Raw genomic sequence first — 16864 nt, 5'->3', positions numbered from 1 at the left:
TCTTCTTGAGAAAGGGGATGTTTTATTATTTACGCGGTTTATTGACTCTGACCCGGTCTGGCTTTATATTGAAGGCAGGGAAATCATCACCAAGACATCACATAAAGAGAAGGTCTGTTTCAATTGAATTGGCATTATAGGGAACGCTAATGAAATGGAGATGATGGGGATGGAAAACATTCAGCAAAATCAGGGATTAAAGCAAAAAGATGAGCAATTTGTGTGGCATGCCATGAAGGGAGCGCATCAAGCGGACAGCCTGATAGCCCAGAAGGCCGAGGGGGCCTGGGTAACCGACATAGACGGACGCCGCTATTTGGATGCGATGTCCGGTTTGTGGTGCGTCAACATTGGTTACGGCAGAAAGGAGCTTGCGGAGGCTGCCTATGAGCAACTAAAGGAGCTGCCTTACTACCCGTTAACGCAAAGTCACGCACCCGCAATTCAACTGGCGGAAAAGCTGAATGAATGGCTTGGCGGCGATTATGTTATCTTTTTTTCCAACAGCGGATCGGAAGCAAACGAAACTGCTTTTAAAATTGCCCGCCAGTACCATCTGCAAAACGGCGACCACAGCCGTTATAAATTCATCTCAAGATATCGGGCATACCACGGCAATACATTGGGAGCGCTCTCAGCTACCGGACAGGCGCAGCGGAAATATAAATACGAGCCTTTGAGCCAAGGATTTCTGCATGCAGCTCCGCCAGATATATACCGGAATCCTGATGATGCAGACACGCTTGAAAGCGCAAATGAAATCGACCGCATCATGACATGGGAATTAAGCGAAACGATTGCCGGGGTCATTATGGAGCCCATCATTACAGGCGGGGGCATCCTAATGCCGCCGGACGGATATATGAAAAAGGTGGAGGACATTTGCCGGCGCCACGGAGCCCTTTTGATTTGCGATGAAGTGATCTGCGGGTTTGGACGGACAGGTGAGCCGTTCGGGTTTATGCACTACGGTGTGAAGCCTGATATCATTACGATGGCAAAGGGAATCACAAGCGCGTATCTGCCATTGTCAGCGACTGCTGTGAAACGGGACATTTTCGAAGCGTATCAAGGGGAAGCTCCTTATGACCGTTTCCGCCACGTAAACACGTTCGGCGGAAGCCCGGCTGCCTGTGCTTTGGCGTTGAAAAACCTGCAAATTATGGAGGACGAACAGTTGATTCAGCGATCCCGCGATCTTGGAGCAAAGCTTTTAGGTGAGCTTCAAGCTCTGAGAGAACACCCGGCAGTCGGGGATGTTAGAGGAAAAGGGCTGCTGATCGGAATCGAACTCGTCAAAGACAAATTGACTAAAGAGCCAGCTGATGCCGCCAAAGTAAACCAAGTGGTTGCGGCGTGCAAAGAAAAAGGGCTGATCATCGGCAAAAACGGCGATACAGTCGCCGGCTACAACAATGTCATCCAGCTTGCGCCGCCATTTTGTCTGACAGAAGAGGACCTTTCCTTTATCGTGAAAACGGTGAAAGAAAGCTTTCAAACGATATAATATAAAAGTGAATTATTAAAGGAGCACATGATGAGTTTTCACAACCAGCCGATCTTACCGGCTATTCGCAATATGAAGCAATTTGATGAGTTTTTGAGCAGTTCGTTCTCTTACGGTGTTATTCTTGATATTCATCTCGGGCAGCTGAAGGGCGTGATCAAAGAAGCGCAAAAGCACGGAAAGAACATGATGGTGCACGTCGATCTCATTCAAGGGATTAAGCATGACGAATACGGTGCGGAATTTATATGCCAGGATATCAAGCCCGCTGGGATTATTTCCACAAGATCGAATGTGATTGCCAAAGCGAAGCAGAAGAAAATTTATGCCATTCAGCGCCTGTTTTTGCTTGATACAAGCGCGATGGAGAAAAGCATGGAGTTTATCGGCAAGCATAAGCCTGACTTCATCGAAGTGCTTCCCGGCATCGTTCCGTCACTCATTCAGGAAATAAAAGAGAAAACAGGGATTCCCATCTTTGCCGGGGGTTTCATCCGTACGGAAGAGGATGTAGAGCAGGCATTGAAAGCGGGGGCTGTAGCTGTCACAACGTCTAATACCAAATTGTGGAAAAAATATGAAAACTTTTTGACGGAAAGTGATTGACACCGCTTTCATGCACTGATACAATTGCACTAGGTTAATACATTGTGATGGAGAACTCGGAGACCACAGCAGCTCTTTACGGCAAATGTTTATGCATCCGTAAAGCGGTTTGTTGTGGTTTTTTTATTCTCTTCTTCTCTATCATGCTTTTTAATCGTGACTTTAGGAGGAATGTGCTATGACAGCATTTTGGGGAGAAGTCATCGGTACGATGCTGCTTATCATTTTTGGTGCAGGTGTTTGTGCAGGTGTCAATTTAAAGAAATCGCTTTCATTCCAGTCTGGCTGGATTGTTGTTGTATTTGGATGGGGATTGGGTGTTGCCATGGCGGCATACGCGGTTGGCGGCATCAGCGGTGCCCATTTGAATCCGGCGCTAACGATAGCGCTTGCATTTGTAGGAGATTTTCCTTGGAAAGAGGTTCCGGTTTATATTGCGGCGCAAATGATCGGAGCGATCATCGGTGCGGTGATTATTTACCTGCATTACCTCCCGCACTGGAAGTCAACGGATGATCCCGCTGCCAAGCTGGGTGTTTTCTCAACAGGGCCCAGCATTCCGCATACATTTGCAAACGTTTTAAGCGAAGTGATTGGGACATTTGTCCTTGTACTTGGAATCTTGGCCATTGGGGCAAATCAATTTACAGAAGGACTTAATCCTTTAATCGTCGGTTTCCTCATTGTAGCAATCGGTATTTCTCTGGGAGGCACCACCGGCTATGCTATCAATCCTGCACGTGACTTAGGTCCGCGGATAGCCCACGCCTTTCTTCCGATTCCGGGGAAGGGCTCATCAAACTGGAAATACGCATGGGTTCCGGTAGTCGGCCCGATTTTAGGCGGATCATTCGGCGGCGTATTTTACAACGCTGCATTTAAAGGGCACATCACAAGCAGCTTCTGGATTGTAAGCGTTATATTGGTTGTGGTATTGTTAGGACTCTATGTTTATACGAAATCACATTCTGCTAAAACATTATCAAATTCTAAATATATTTAAACAAAGGGGAGACATCTTATGGAAACGTACATTTTATCCTTAGATCAGGGGACGACAAGTTCAAGAGCGATTCTGTTTAATAAAGAAGGCAAAATTGTCCACTCTGCTCAAAAGGAATTTACACAATACTTCCCGCATCCTGGCTGGGTTGAGCATAATGCCAATGAAATTTGGGGCTCTGTCCTCGCGGTTATCGCCTCAGTCATCTCTGAATCAGGAATCAGCGCTTCTCAAATTGCCGGCATCGGCATCACGAACCAGCGCGAGACGACGGTTGTGTGGGATAAAGATACAGGAAGTCCTGTCTATAATGCAATCGTTTGGCAGTCCAGACAGACGTCCGGCATTTGTGAGGAACTTCGTGAAAAAGGATATAATGATAAATTCAGAGAAAAAACTGGGCTTTTAATCGATCCATACTTCTCCGGCACGAAGGTGAAGTGGATTTTAGACAATGTGGAAGGCGCGAGAGAAAAAGCGGAAAAAGGCGAGCTGCTGTTTGGAACGATTGATACGTGGCTCATTTGGAAAATGTCAGGCGGAAAAGCGCATGTGACCGATTACTCCAATGCCTCAAGAACACTGATGTTTAATATTTACGATTTAAAATGGGACGATGAACTGCTCGACATTCTAGGCGTACCGAAATCCATGCTCCCTGAAGTGAAGCCGTCCTCTCATGTGTATGCGGAGACTGTTGATTATCACTTCTTCGGAAAAAATATCCCGATTGCTGGAGCGGCAGGCGACCAGCAGTCCGCATTGTTCGGCCAGGCATGCTTTGAAGAAGGCATGGGGAAAAACACTTACGGCACAGGATGTTTCATGCTGATGAATACCGGGGAAAAAGCAATTAAGTCCGAACACGGGCTTTTGACAACAATCGCTTGGGGCATTGACGGAAAAGTGAACTATGCGTTAGAAGGAAGCATTTTTGTCGCAGGCTCTGCCATCCAGTGGCTTAGAGACGGTTTGAGAATGTTCCAGGATTCATCGCTAAGCGAATCTTATGCAGAAAAAGTGGATTCAACTGACGGCGTGTATGTCGTTCCGGCCTTTGTCGGACTGGGAACGCCTTACTGGGACAGCGATGTGCGCGGTTCGGTTTTCGGCCTGACAAGAGGGACAACAAAAGAGCACTTTATCCGTGCGACACTGGAGTCATTGGCTTATCAGACAAAAGATGTGCTTGACGCAATGGAAGCAGATTCAAACATTTCATTAAAGACGCTTCGTGTAGACGGAGGAGCTGTAAAAAACAATTTCCTAATGCAGTTCCAAGGAGACCTGTTGAATGTTCCTGTGGAGCGCCCGGAAATTAATGAAACGACTGCACTTGGCGCGGCTTATTTGGCAGGTATCGCTGTGGGATTCTGGAAGGACCGTTCTGAAATCGCGAACCAGTGGAATCTGGATAAACGGTTTGAACCTGAATTAGAAGAAGAAAAACGAAATGAGCTGTATAAAGGCTGGCAAAAAGCCGTAAAAGCAGCTATGGCTTTTAAATAAAGTAATACTATGGTATAATGGTTACAAGTTAATAAGAACGGTCCTGAGATGAGGAGAGACCACAGCACCAAAGTGTAAGCATGCACTTTGGCTGTTGTGGTCTCTTTTTCTATTTACCGTGACAACAAGGAGGAAACGTAATGATGAAACATCAATTTTCAAGTCTTGAAAGAGATCGCATGCTGACAGACATGACGAAAAAAACATATGACCTATTTATTATCGGAGGAGGAATTACAGGAGCCGGAACAGCTCTTGACGCGGCATCAAGGGGAATGAAGGTCGCACTAAGCGAAATGCAGGACTTTGCGGCGGGAACATCAAGCCGATCAACGAAGCTGGTACATGGCGGCTTGCGCTATTTAAAACAATTTGAAGTCAAAATGGTCGCTGAGGTAGGAAAAGAGCGGGCGATTGTGTATGAAAACGGCCCGCATGTCACTACACCGGAATGGATGCTGCTTCCGTTTCATAAAGGCGGCACATTCGGTTCATTTACAACATCTATTGGGTTAAGGGTTTATGACTTCCTTGCAGGTGTGAAAAAGTCAGAACGAAGAAGCATGCTTTCAGCAAAAGAAACGCTGCAAAAAGAGCCTTTGGTGAAAAAAGACGGCTTAAAAGGCGGCGGGTACTATGTGGAATACCGCACTGACGATGCGAGACTGACCATTGAAGTCATGAAGGAAGCGGTGAAATTCGGGGCAGAGCCTGTGAATTACTCCAAAGTGAAGGAGCTTCTTTACGAAAAAGGCAAAGCCGTCGGCGTATTAATTGAAGATGTGCTGACAAAGAAAGAATATAAAGTGTATGCGAAAAAAATTGTCAATGCTACAGGCCCTTGGGTCGATCAGCTCAGAGAAAAAGACCATTCGAAAAACGGAAAGCATTTGCAGCATACAAAAGGCATTCACCTTGTATTTGACCAGTCTGTCTTTCCGCTGAAACAGGCTGTATATTTCGATACACCTGATGGCCGGATGGTATTTGCGATTCCTCGTGAAGGCAAAACATACGTGGGAACAACAGACACTGTTTACAAAGAGGCGCTGGAGCATCCGCGGATGACAACGGAGGATCGTGATTATGTCATCAAATCAATCAATTACATGTTCCCGGAACTGAATATTACTGCGAATGACATCGAATCCAGCTGGGCGGGGCTGCGTCCGCTGATTCATGAAGAAGGCAAAGATCCTTCTGAAATTTCACGGAAAGACGAGATTTGGACATCTGACTCAGGCCTGATCACCATTGCCGGCGGAAAACTGACTGGATACAGAAAAATGGCGGAGCACATCGTTGATCTTGTCCGTGATCGCTTAAAAGAAGAGGGCGAAAAGGATTTTGGACCATGTAAAACGAAAAACATGCCAATCTCTGGCGGGCACGTCGGCGGTTCGAAAAATCTTATGTCCTTCGTTACCGCGAAAACAAAAGAAGGAATTGCAGCCGGTTTATCAGAAAAAGACGCAAAACAGCTTGCGATCAGATACGGCTCTAACGTAGATCGCGTCTTTGACCGGGTAGAAGCGCTGAAAGATGAGGCCGCGAAACGCAACATTCCGGTTCATATTCTTGCTGAGGCAGAATACAGTATAGAAGAAGAGATGACTGCAACCCCTGCTGACTTCTTTGTCCGCAGAACGGGACGTTTATTTTTCGATATCAATTGGGTAAGAACATATAAAGATGCCGTTATTGATTTTATGAGCGAGCGATTCCAATGGGATGAGCAGGCGAAAAACAAACATACAGAAAACCTCAACAAGCTTTTACACGATGCGGTCGTACCGCTTGAGCAATAAATCATAACGGGCTGTCTGCAGCCCGTTATTTCTTTTTGCGTGCCGAAAGGGCCAGATCTCAGGTTATCAAGTGACAGAGGCACCCGCTTCATATAAAATAATGGCATAAGCTGATACATAGGAGGACGAATATGACTTGGAGAAAGAGCTATGAACGCTGGAAACAGACAGAACATTTAGATCCGGAATTAAAAGAGCGCCTTATTGAATTAGAGGGAGATGAACAGGCCCTTGAGGACTGTTTCTATAAAGACCTTGAATTCGGTACCGGCGGAATGCGCGGGGAAATCGGCGCCGGGACAAATCGGATGAATATTTACACTGTGCGCAAAGCATCGGCTGGGTTTGCGGCATACATCTCGAAGCAAGGTGAGGAAGCGAAAAAACGGGGCGTTGTCATTGCTTATGATTCCCGCCATAAATCTCCGGAGTTTGCGATGGAAGCGGCAAAAACACTTGCGACACAAGGCATTCAAACATACGTGTTTGATGAGCTTCGCCCGACGCCAGAGCTGTCATTCGCTGTCAGACAGCTGAACGCTTATGGGGGAATTGTAGTAACGGCAAGCCATAATCCGCCTGAATATAACGGCTACAAAGTATACGGGGATGATGGCGGCCAGCTGCCTCCAAAGGAAGCGGACATCGTCATTGAGCAGGTAAACGCGATTGAAAATGAGCTAACGATCACAGTGGACGAAGAAAATAAGTTAAAAGAAAAAGGCTTAATCAAAATCATCGGTGAAGATATTGATAAAGTTTATACAGAAAAACTGACGTCCATTTCTGTACATCCTGAATTATCGGAAGAAGTAGATGTAAAGGTTGTTTTCACACCGCTGCATGGAACTGCAAATAAACCGGTCAGACGCGGTCTTGAAGCACTCGGCTACAAAAATGTAACGGTTGTCAAAGAACAGGAACTGCCGGATTCAAACTTCTCCACTGTTACCTCGCCGAACCCGGAAGAGCATGCGGCATTCGAATATGCCATTAAGCTTGGGGAGGAGCAGAATGCAGATATTCTCATCGCGACAGATCCTGATGCTGACCGCCTTGGCATCGCGGTGAAAAACGATCAAGGCAAATATACAGTGCTGACAGGAAACCAAACCGGAGCGCTGCTGCTTCATTACCTGCTTTCTGAAAAGAAAAAACAAGGCATCCTGCCTGATAATGGTGTTGTTCTCAAAACGATCGTCACAAGCGAAATCGGCCGTGCTGTAGCTTCTTCATTCGGCCTTGATACGATTGATACGCTGACAGGCTTTAAGTTTATCGGTGAAAAGATTAAGGAATACGAGGCATCAGGCCAGTATACCTTCCAATTCGGTTATGAAGAGAGCTACGGTTATTTAATCGGGGATTTTGCCCGCGATAAGGACGCCATTCAGGCTGCGCTTTTGGCAGTTGAAGTTTGCGCGTTCTATAAAAAACAGGGAATGTCATTGTATGAGGCGCTCATCAATCTCTTTAACGAGTATGGTTTTTATCGTGAAGGGCTGAAATCCCTGACGCTGAAAGGCAAACAAGGAGCAGAGCAAATTGAAGCGATTCTTGCTTCCTTCAGACAAAATCCGCCGCAGAAAATGGCGGGCAAACAGGTTGTCACAGCAGAAGATTACGCTGTAAGCAAACGGACGCTTCTGACTGAAAACAAAGAAGAAGCTATCGACTTGCCAAAATCAAATGTACTGAAATACTTCCTGGAAGACGGGTCTTGGTTCTGTCTTCGTCCTTCTGGAACTGAGCCGAAGGTTAAATTTTATTTCGCCGTAAAAGGGTCATCTTTAGAAGACAGTGAAAAGCGACTTGCCGTCCTTTCTGAAGATGTAATGAAGACGGTTGATGAAATTGTTGAGTCGACTGCAAAATAATTCAAGTATGAGCTGGGTCATTGTAAATGATCCAGCTTTTTCTTTTTCTCATCCAAAAGTCTGAAAGAAAATCATCCCATCAGTGAAGTAATGAAATACAAAAAACTGGTATAATCTTAAATACAAGATCAATGCCGGAGTGAGAAACGTGAGCAAAACGAGGATGGAAAAATTAAAAACGCTGAAAACGATTGCGGAAACCTTAAATCAAGGGCACGATATCAAAGCAACACTGGATGAGGTTTTAAAAGAGTTGCTGAGTCTGACAAACCTTCAATCCGGATGGATTTTTCTGATCGAAGAAGATGGGTCTTATACGTTAGCGGCCGACGCTTATCTGCCCCCGGCTTTAAGCCGCAAGGAAAAAGTGCTGATGTGCGAAGGGGAGTGTTACTGCCTGACGAAATTCAATAACGGAGGGCTTAGAAAGGCTGCAAATATCATGAACTGCAAACGCATCGAATCAGCAGAAAACCTGCATTGTTTTGACACAGAAGGGATTACGCATCATGCAACTGTGCCTTTAGAAGACGGGGACAGAAGATTCGGATTGTTAAATGTAGCGGCGGCCGGAAAAACCATGTTTGATGAGGAAGAGCTGCATTTACTCGAGTCTGTCGCCTTTCAGATCGGAACGGCAATCCAGCGTATGAGGCTTTCTGAATATCAACAAAAAAATGCTCTTTTAATGGAGCGTAACCGCCTCGCTCAGGAGCTTCACGATTCAGTCAATCAAATGCTGTTTTCCGTCAGTTTAACTGCCAAAGCTGCGAAGACACTAACAAAAGATGAAAATTTACAGCAGATGATTGATTTCATCCAAAACCTATCACAGGACGCGCTCGCAGAAATGAAAGCGTTAATTTGGCAGCTTCGCCCCGGAGGATTGGAAAAAGGGCTGGCTGAAGCCATTAAAAGCTATGGTGCGCTCATTGGATTGAAGATCATTTTTACACAAAAAGGCTGTCCTGTTCTGACTGATGAGCAGGAGCATATGCTATGGCGTGTCGTACAGGAAGCTTTAAATAACTGCAAAAAGCATGCCGGAACGGATACGGCGTATGTTAGTCTGACTGCTTCTTTGTGCCATGCGGAGCTGGATATCATCGATCATGGGGCAGGATTTCGCTATGAAGCCCATGCCGATCTGCCTTCACTTGGCATCAAGGGTATGAAAGAACGAGCGGAAAAAGCCGGAGCTAAGTTTTGGATTGAGTCAGCGCTTGGAACTGGAACAAAGCTGTCCATCAGGCTTCCGCTAACAAGCCGAAAAGGAGGGGCGGTATGAAAATTGTCATTGCTGATGATCATCATGTTGTCAGAAAGGGTCTGCGTTTTTTCTTTGCCACCCAGGATGATATTGAAGTTGTCGGAGAAGCTGCAACTGGAATAGAAGCTCTCCGTGTCATCGAAGAGACAAAGCCGGATCTTGTGCTAATGGATCTGTCTATGCCCGAGATGGACGGCATTCAAGCCATTAAAAAAGCAATACAGCAATTTCCGGAGATGAATATCATTGTGCTGACGAGCTACTCTGATCAGGAGCACGTCATCCCCGCGCTTCAGGCAGGCGCGAAGGCGTATCAATTAAAGGATACGGAGCCCGAGGAATTGGTGAAAACACTAAGACAAGTGCATGCTGGCGAATACAAGCTTTCTACAGCTATTATGCCCCATGTGCTGACACATATGAAAAATCAGCACGACCCGGAAAAAGAAAAATACTATCAATTAACAAGAAGGGAAAAAGACGTTCTGACTGAAATAGCGAACGGGAAAAGCAATAAAGAAATCGCAGCATCCTTGTTTATTTCAGAAAAAACAGTAAAAACCCATGTATCGAATCTTTTAGCAAAACTTGAAGTGGCCGATCGCACGCAAGCAGCGCTTTTCGCAGTGAAATATAACCTGAATGGAGAGATCTTAAAATGAACATGTTAGTCATAAATGGCACGCCTAGAAAACATGGCAGAACAAGAATTGCAGCATCCTATATTGCAGCTCTGTATCACACGGATTTGATTGATCTAAGCGAGTTTGTATTGCCGGTTTTTAACGGTGAAGCGGATCAATCTGAACTGTTGAAGGTACAGGAGCTTAAGCAACGCGTTACAAAAGCGGATGCGATTGTATTATTATCGCCTGAATATCACAGCGGCATGAGCGGCGCTTTAAAAAATGCCTTGGATTTTCTAAGCAACGAACAATTCAAATATAAGCCCGTTGCATTATTGGCAGTAGCGGGAGGCGGAAAAGGCGGCATCAATGCGCTGAACAATATGAGAACTGTGATGCGGGGTGTCTACGCCAATGTCATCCCAAAGCAACTGGTGCTTGATCCGGTGCATATTGATGTTGAAAATGCTACAGTGGCTGAAAACATTAAGGAAAGCATAAAAGAGCTTGTCGAAGAACTCAGCATGTTCGCAAAAACAGGAAATCCCGGCGTCTAAACGCCGGGATTTGTTTATGTGAGAAGGGCTATTTGATCTTCATAAGTCAGCTCAGTGGCATGATCAATATAACGGAGAAGGGAATACAGCATCTTTTCTAAAACGGCGTAATCCTGTTCAAAATGATACGCATGCAGAAAATGCTCAATTCGTTTTGATAACAAATCGTCCTCTGTACGCACCATTAAAATTAATAAATTATCCCATTGAGAACGATGGGTGTAATAAAGCGCTTTATCGTAATCGGCATAATCCATGAATCGCTTCTCCTTTCTTGGGTGAGAAGTTCATGATTAGTTTATGCCGCATCTTCTGTTATTGACGGGGCAAAACTTGCCGTCTGCGTCAGTAAAGGGGTAGCAATATGAGGGAGACATAAAATCAAAATGCCTGAATGAAGATATCGCTTTTGGTAAACCTATGAGGGAACATATTCTGGGTACAGGAGACTGAAAAAATGAAATCTCTGCCGTATACCATTGCGCTTCTTTTTTGCGGATTGATTATCGTGTCAATGGCCGCAAAAGGTCATTCAACGGACACAAACGAGTCCGTTCAAAAGTGGGAACAGCTTGCCTGGAGCAAAATTCAGGATGAATATAAGGGCGCTTCATTTTCTGATTATGCTTATATGGGGCGTACAGAGGTGAATGATCAGCAGACGAAAGATGTCTTTCGGGTGACAGTCAGACAGAAAGATGACACTTTTTCTGTTCGGGCCGAAGTCTATTTTCATCCGGTGACAAATCATATGATCAGCATCAACGTCTTTAGGCTCTAATAAAAAACTGTACAGCCGTTAAGGCCGCACAGTTTCTGTTTTTAGAAATATCGTTTTGCACCGAGATAGCGCTGTTTCCAGTAAGAGTTATTCATATTGGAAATGACAACTCCGGAATCGTTGGCATTTATGAATTCCCCGTTGCCTAGGTAAATTCCGACGTGGGAAGGGCCGGCTTTATATGTTGTAAAGAAAACGAAATCTCCGACAGCAGGCTGGCTAACTGATTTCATTGTGTTCCAATATCCCGCTGCCGTTAATCTAGATACGGATGTGACTTTGTTCAGTACATAGTAAATGAATCCGCTGCAGTCAAACCCGGACGGTGTCGTGCCTCCCCAGCGATACGGAACCCCAAGCTGCGCTTTAGCGGCCGAAATCATTGTGTTAATCTTCGCACTCGTTGAGCTGGTGGTGTTTGAAGAACCGGATGAAGACGATGATGAAGCTTTTCCGGAAATGACCAGCTTTTGGCCAACCTGCAAGACATCCGTTTTTAAATTGTTTTTCTCACGAATCTGCTGAGCTGTTACATTAAATTTTTGTGCAATCACCCATAAGGAATCACCGCTTTTCACCGTGTATGTAGTCGTCGTGCCGGAGCTTGCATTTGACGAAGAAGACGACGATGATGAAGAGCCTGAAGATGCTTTACCTGTCAGCTTCAATACTTGTCCAACGTAAAGCACATCTGATTTCAGATTGTTGATATTTCGGATTTGCTGTACAGTCAGGTTATAGTTATTTGCGATTTTCCAAAGTGAATCACCGCTTTTAACGGTATATTTAGTTGTTGCTGAAGTTTGGTTCGATTTGGATGAATTGTCTTTAGAAGACGTATCAGAGCCGCTTGATTTTGTTTTCAACACCTGATTCACGTAAATGATGTCTGATTTTAAGTTGTTCAAGACCTTCAATTCAGCGATGGACATATTGACTTTGTTTGCAATTTTCCAAAGTGAATCTCCAAGCTGCACCTTATATGTTCCCGTAGAAGATGAAGAACTTGAACTCTTATTAGAACTGCTTTTTGAACTGGAGCTTGAACTCTTATTGGAACTGCTTTTTGTACTGGAACTTGAAGAAACAGTACCGGACACCTTTAATTTCTGCCCAGCACGAATTAAATCGCTGCTTAGTCCGTTTAATTTTTTCAGTTCCTGCACCGTCATTTTAAACTCATTTGCGATCAGCCAAAGTGAATCTCCGCTTTTCACTGTGTAAACAGAACTTCCGCTCTTCTTGGTTGTTGAGCTTGAAGTAGATGAAGAAGTGCTGGATTTGCTGCCTGGAATAGTAAGCGTCTGGCCGATCGACAGAACAGTAGTCGAAAGATGATTGGCGGATGTGAGGGCCGCCACACTTGTGTTATAGGTTTGGGCCAGTTTCCATAAAGAATCTCCGCTTTTGACCTTAATCGTTGCTGCTTCAGCTGGTGTCACTACTAAAGTTGTGCCGACAATCGCAGATGCTGTCAGCCCTGCTGCTAATTTCTTTTTCATCTTAGCTCTCCTTTTTCCCCCAATGATTTTGCATTTGCTGTTTCTTTTTTATATCGGCACATTTGTCTCATCGTTTTGCCTTTTTATAAAATTAGCCATATTATCTTAACAATAAGGGGGAAAAAGGGCATAAAAAAAAGAAGGAATCTTGATTCATTCCTTCATTTTTAAAAGCATCATGATATCTTCTTTGTTTTTGACGAGGTCGCGCAGTGTGTATCTGTCTAAAACTGCGAGGTAGGCCAAAAGCGCTTCATTCAGCACATGTTTTAAGCCGCACACCGGGGAAATAACGCAGAGATTCTTGTTCGCATCAAAACATTCAACAATATTAAAATCGTCCTCCGTTTTTCTGACAACCTCACCGATGTTGATGTCTTCAGGGTCCATGCCTAATCGTATGCCGCCGCCCCGTCCGCGTATCGTTTCTACGTAGCCGAGCTGGCCGAGCCTGTATATGACTTTCATGAGATGATTTTTTGAAATAGAATACGTTTCGGCAATCTGTTTTATATTTGAAAGTTCTCCGGGACGCTCTGCAGCCAGAAAAATCAACACTCTTAATGAATAATCTGTATAATTGGTTAACTTCATAATAAGACCTCAGAATAAGACATTTTCTATATCTTATCATAATCGATTGAAAAATGAAAAAAAAGGAATTAAAAAACATGCACCCAGCTGGGTGCATGTTTTTTGCTTACATGTCATTCGGCGGATTTTGGTTTTTACGGTTTTTTTCGATTTCTGTGTTTTGCATTTTGCGTTCAAATGTAGACAGATAACGTGATGCAAAATCCTTACCGCCAAGGCCGAAGGATAAACCAAAAGCAAGTGCGAAGCCGCTAAGAACGATGATGAACGCGGAATTGACGATTGTCGCAGCGACACCAAGCTGATCCAGGGCCATAAAGAAAGCAAGTGCGATAATCGTATATTTAGCAATAGGCGCTAAAGACTTGAATTCCTGGCCTTTTATCATGCTTGAGAGCACTTTTCTCACCAATTCTCCTGCGTAAAGGCCGAGTCCGAGAATGAATACTGCGACAAGGACATTCGGCAGATACGCGATGATGCCGGTGGCAATTTCTACGAGGAAGTGCAGCCGAACAATTTGAAGCGCCTCAGCTGTAAAGAGCAGAATGACAATGATTTGCGCAATCATACCGACAACTTGAGACAAGGACAGCTTTGCAGGCGTTCCGGCTTCCATGCCCATTTTCCCTAAGACAGAATCAAAGCCTGCGCGATGGAGCAGTCCGGACACCATGGATTTCACCCATTTTCCTGCCCAGATACCCGCTAATACAAGCACGATGGCAATCATGATGTTCGGAAGCATGTTTAAAATCGTATTCAGCATAGAGACAGCTGGTTTTGAAATGCCGGCGACATCCAGCTGATCAAGCGCTGAAATGACCACCGGAATCATAATGAGCACATAAGCGATTGTTCCGATGACTGCTGAAAGGCTTGTGTCTTTTAAGTAAATTGATAAACCCATACGTGCCGCGAATCTTTCCGTGCCGATGCTTGCAAGGAAATTCGTAATGATATCACGGACAAGGCGGGCAACAAGCCAGCCGATTAATACGATAAGCGCCGCTGCAAATAATTTCGGCAGAAAAGCGAGCACGCTTTCCATCATATTTGTAAAAGGACCTGAAATGCCGCTGATTTTCAAAGAAGATAAGACCCCTGGCAGAAAAACAAGCAGCACGAGATAAAAGACAATTTGTGAAGCGGTATTGACAGCCTGGTGAATATCTTTTCCTTCAGACACCAAATTCCACTTGCGCAGTTTGTCACTCGTGTTCAGCTTCATCCCGATTTTTTTGACAAGGAAGCTCAAAACAGAGGCTGCAGCCCATCCTAACAGCAGAATGAGTCCGGCTTTCAGCACGCTTGGGATCGCAGCTGCAATCGCCGAAAGCATACTGACAAACGGCGATGCCACTGTTGTCAGGTGCAAAATGTTAAAGAATAAAATAAAGACGATGATCAGTGCGATAAAATAAACGACCTTGCTTATAACTTTTTCTGAGGAATAGCGTGAAGGCTTTTTCCCAGCAAAGAGCTTGTCGTCGATTTTTGTTTTGCTGAGTCCTTTGTATACCGCTTTTTCAATGATTTTAGCAATAGCCCAGCCGATTAATAAGACGAGTAAAGCAATGATTACGTTTGGCAGCTTACTGAGATAAGAAGAAAGCACGTCTGCTACATTCAATTGGTATCGCTCCTTTTTCGTAGTATGGTGTGTGTTTACCCACTGATCCAATAAGCAAACAGATGAATGTGCCGGGGGAATTTTTTCTTGCCCGAGTGAGACTATCATCTTTTGTATGGCGGGCTCATACATTATAGATAAGTCCAAGTAGGGGGGATTCGGTTGAACGCGGAGGAGAAGAAGGGATTACAGCGGGCAATTGAGGAAATTACCGAAATTGCAAAAGGATTCGGCCTTGATTTCTACCCGATGAGATATGAAATCTGCCCGGCTGAAATTATTTATACATTTGGCGCGTACGGGATGCCGACAAGATTCAGCCACTGGAGCTTCGGCAAGCAGTTTCATAAGATGAAGCTGCACTATGATCTAGGGTTAAGTAAGATCTATGAGCTGGTCATTAACTCAGATCCATGCTACGCTTTTTTACTGGACAGCAACTCACTGATCCAAAATAAATTGATTGTCGCACACGTTCTTGCCCATTGCGATTTCTTCAAAAACAACTGCCGTTTCCAAAACACGAAGCGCGATATGGTGGAAAGCATGGCGGCAACAGCTGAACGGATAAAACACTATGAACAGGTTCACGGGATAAAAGAAGTGGAATCTTTTTTAGATGCGATCCTTTCGATTCAGGAGCATATCGATCCGTCGTTGGTCCGACCAAAGCTCCAATGGAGTGTGGATGATGAGGAAGAGGAGATTGAAGAGGCAGCCACGCCTTACGATGATCTATGGTCTTTGGATGAAAAGAAACCGAAAAAACAAGTGAAAAAATCGAAAAAACCGTTCCCGCCGCGGCCTGAAAAAGATATCCTGCTTTTTATCGAGGAGCATTCCCGGGAGCTGGAGCCATGGCAGCGTGATATATTAACGATGATGAGAGAGGAAATGCTTTATTTCTGGCCTCAGCTGGAAACCAAGATTATGAATGAGGGCTGGGCTTCCTATTGGCACCAGCGAATTATACGTGAGCTTGATTTAACCTCTGATGAAGCGATCGAGTTCGCCAAGCTGAATGCAGGTGTCGTTCAGCCGTCCAAAACAGGCATTAATCCTTATTATTTAGGGCTGAAAATATTTGAAGACATTGAGGAGAGGTACAACAACCCGACGGAGGAAATGAAGAAAATGGGCGTGCAGCCTGACTCCGGCCGGGAGAAAATGTTTGAGGTCAGGGAGATTGAATCCGATATCTCTTTCATCCGCAATTATTTAACCAAAGAATTAGTCATGCGCGAGGATCTTTATTTGTTTCAAAAACAGGGCCGAGATTATAAAATCATCGATAAACAGTGGAAGTCGGTGCGCGACCAGCTCGTAAGCATGCGGGTAAATGGCGGTTTTCCATATTTGACAGTAAACGACGGCGATTATATGAAAAATAACGAGCTCTATATTAAGCATTGGTATGAAGGAATAGAGTTAGATTTGAAATATTTGGAGAAGGTGCTTCCTTATTTATTCCAGCTTTGGGGAAGAAGCGTGCACATTGAGTCTGTGCTTGAGGATAAGGAAGTCATGTTTTCGTACGACGGAAAAGGTGTTCACCGCAGATATTTATAAAAAAGAGGATGCAGCGTTCTGC

General features: G+C 44.7%; 15 protein-coding genes. 11 read left to right on the top strand and 4 right to left on the bottom strand.

Features of this window, described 5'->3' with window-relative positions; genetic code table 11:
* Positions 1–154: 154 nt before the first annotated feature.
* From NYE22_RS17195 to yhdA, 9 genes are all read left to right on the top strand, one after another.
* Complete coding sequence (locus NYE22_RS17195; protein WP_003233390.1) at positions 155–1507, top strand: aspartate aminotransferase family protein; 1353 nt, start codon at positions 155–157, stop codon at positions 1505–1507.
* Between the two features lie 27 nt (positions 1508–1534).
* Positions 1535–2113: a glycerol uptake operon antiterminator GlpP gene (gene glpP / locus NYE22_RS17190; RefSeq protein ID WP_080121267.1), complete on the top strand. Its 579-nt coding sequence runs from the start codon at positions 1535–1537 to the stop codon at positions 2111–2113.
* A 178-nt stretch (positions 2114–2291) separates the two neighbouring features.
* Entirely contained in the window at positions 2292–3116 is an 825-nt protein-coding gene (gene glpF, locus NYE22_RS17185) for a glycerol uptake facilitator protein GlpF (protein WP_003233386.1), read from the top strand.
* 18 nt (positions 3117–3134) lie between these two features.
* Entirely contained in the window at positions 3135–4625 is a 1491-nt protein-coding gene (gene glpK, locus NYE22_RS17180) for a glycerol kinase GlpK (protein ID WP_003233384.1), read from the top strand.
* Between the two features lie 140 nt (positions 4626–4765).
* Positions 4766–6433: a glycerol-3-phosphate dehydrogenase gene (gene glpD / locus NYE22_RS17175; RefSeq protein ID WP_021479678.1), complete on the top strand. Its 1668-nt coding sequence runs from the start codon at positions 4766–4768 to the stop codon at positions 6431–6433.
* A 131-nt stretch (positions 6434–6564) separates the two neighbouring features.
* On the top strand, positions 6565–8310 hold the full coding sequence (gene pgcA, locus NYE22_RS17170; RefSeq protein ID WP_021479677.1) for a phosphoglucomutase: 1746 nt from the start codon (positions 6565–6567) through the stop codon (positions 8308–8310).
* A gap of 148 nt (positions 8311–8458) precedes the next feature.
* Positions 8459–9598 (top strand): two-component system sensor histidine kinase YhcY, encoded by a 1140-nt coding sequence (gene yhcY, locus NYE22_RS17165; protein ID WP_032721229.1) that lies wholly within the window; start codon positions 8459–8461, stop codon positions 9596–9598.
* Positions 9595–10242, top strand: coding sequence for a two-component system response regulator YhcZ (gene yhcZ, locus NYE22_RS17160; RefSeq protein WP_342412004.1), 648 nt, complete (start codon positions 9595–9597; stop codon positions 10240–10242). Before yhcY ends, yhcZ begins: the two co-directional genes overlap by 4 nt.
* Complete coding sequence (gene yhdA, locus NYE22_RS17155; protein ID WP_038829245.1) at positions 10239–10763, top strand: FMN-dependent NADPH-azoreductase; 525 nt, start codon at positions 10239–10241, stop codon at positions 10761–10763. Before yhcZ ends, yhdA begins: the two co-directional genes overlap by 4 nt.
* Before the next feature lie 14 nt (positions 10764–10777).
* Here the strand turns inward: yhdA and NYE22_RS17150 are convergent, their stop codons facing one another.
* Positions 10778–11020 (bottom strand): YhdB family protein, encoded by a 243-nt coding sequence (locus NYE22_RS17150; RefSeq protein ID WP_003233373.1) that lies wholly within the window; start codon positions 11018–11020, stop codon positions 10778–10780.
* Between the two features lie 200 nt (positions 11021–11220).
* On the opposite strand from NYE22_RS17150, the gene NYE22_RS17145 reads away from it, so the two are divergent.
* A complete protein-coding gene (locus NYE22_RS17145; protein WP_014476269.1) occupies positions 11221–11544 on the top strand; it encodes a YqzG/YhdC family protein in 324 nt (107 codons plus the stop codon).
* Between the two features lie 41 nt (positions 11545–11585).
* Here NYE22_RS17145 and lytF read toward each other — a convergent pair whose 3' ends face one another.
* The 3 genes from lytF to NYE22_RS17130 all read right to left on the bottom strand — a co-directional run bounded on the left by lytF (position 11586) and on the right by NYE22_RS17130 (position 15405).
* Entirely contained in the window at positions 11586–13046 is a 1461-nt protein-coding gene (lytF, locus tag NYE22_RS17140) for a peptidoglycan endopeptidase LytF (RefSeq protein ID WP_342412003.1), read from the bottom strand.
* Positions 13047–13199: 153 nt separating this feature from the next.
* Positions 13200–13640 (bottom strand): nitric oxide-sensing transcriptional repressor NsrR, encoded by a 441-nt coding sequence (gene nsrR / locus NYE22_RS17135; protein ID WP_283857219.1) that lies wholly within the window; start codon positions 13638–13640, stop codon positions 13200–13202.
* A 106-nt stretch (positions 13641–13746) separates the two neighbouring features.
* Complete coding sequence (locus NYE22_RS17130) at positions 13747–15405, bottom strand: mechanosensitive ion channel (protein WP_080121272.1); 1659 nt, start codon at positions 15403–15405, stop codon at positions 13747–13749.
* Between the two features lie 30 nt (positions 15406–15435).
* Here NYE22_RS17130 and spoVR point away from each other — a divergent pair, with 30 nt between their 5' ends.
* Complete coding sequence (gene spoVR, locus NYE22_RS17125; protein WP_014479295.1) at positions 15436–16842, top strand: stage V sporulation protein SpoVR; 1407 nt, start codon at positions 15436–15438, stop codon at positions 16840–16842.
* The last annotated feature ends 22 nt before the right edge of the window (positions 16843–16864 follow it).

Origin of the sequence: Bacillus sp. FSL K6-1560, assembly GCF_038592935.1 — a bacterium.
Taxonomy (GTDB): Bacteria; Bacillota; Bacilli; order Bacillales; family Bacillaceae; genus Bacillus; species Bacillus subtilis.
The sequence above is the reverse complement of the archived record's forward strand: the minus strand, read 5'-3'. Positions and strand labels throughout refer to the sequence as shown.

What these genes read in the sequence shown, in the direction of transcription:
- NYE22_RS17195 (WP_003233390.1), top strand. Translation starts at nt 155, where the DNA reads ATGGAGATGATGGGGATGGAAAACATTCAGCAAAATCAGGGATTAAAG.
- glpP (WP_080121267.1), top strand. Translation starts at nt 1,535, where the DNA reads ATGATGAGTTTTCACAACCAGCCGATCTTACCGGCTATTCGCAATATG.
- glpF (WP_003233386.1), top strand. Translation starts at nt 2,292, where the DNA reads ATGACAGCATTTTGGGGAGAAGTCATCGGTACGATGCTGCTTATCATT.
- glpK (WP_003233384.1), top strand. Translation starts at nt 3,135, where the DNA reads ATGGAAACGTACATTTTATCCTTAGATCAGGGGACGACAAGTTCAAGA.
- glpD (WP_021479678.1), top strand. Translation starts at nt 4,766, where the DNA reads ATGATGAAACATCAATTTTCAAGTCTTGAAAGAGATCGCATGCTGACA.
- pgcA (WP_021479677.1), top strand. Translation starts at nt 6,565, where the DNA reads ATGACTTGGAGAAAGAGCTATGAACGCTGGAAACAGACAGAACATTTA.
- yhcZ (WP_342412004.1), top strand. Translation starts at nt 9,595, where the DNA reads ATGAAAATTGTCATTGCTGATGATCATCATGTTGTCAGAAAGGGTCTG.
- yhdA (WP_038829245.1), top strand. Translation starts at nt 10,239, where the DNA reads ATGAACATGTTAGTCATAAATGGCACGCCTAGAAAACATGGCAGAACA.
- NYE22_RS17150 (WP_003233373.1), bottom strand. Translation starts at nt 11,020, where the DNA reads ATGGATTATGCCGATTACGATAAAGCGCTTTATTACACCCATCGTTCT.
- NYE22_RS17145 (WP_014476269.1), top strand. Translation starts at nt 11,221, where the DNA reads ATGAAATCTCTGCCGTATACCATTGCGCTTCTTTTTTGCGGATTGATT.
- lytF (WP_342412003.1), bottom strand. Translation starts at nt 13,046, where the DNA reads ATGAAAAAGAAATTAGCAGCAGGGCTGACAGCATCTGCGATTGTCGGC.
- nsrR (WP_283857219.1), bottom strand. Translation starts at nt 13,640, where the DNA reads ATGAAGTTAACCAATTATACAGATTATTCATTAAGAGTGTTGATTTTT.
- NYE22_RS17130 (WP_080121272.1), bottom strand. Translation starts at nt 15,405, where the DNA reads ATGTATGAGCCCGCCATACAAAAGATGATAGTCTCACTCGGGCAAGAA.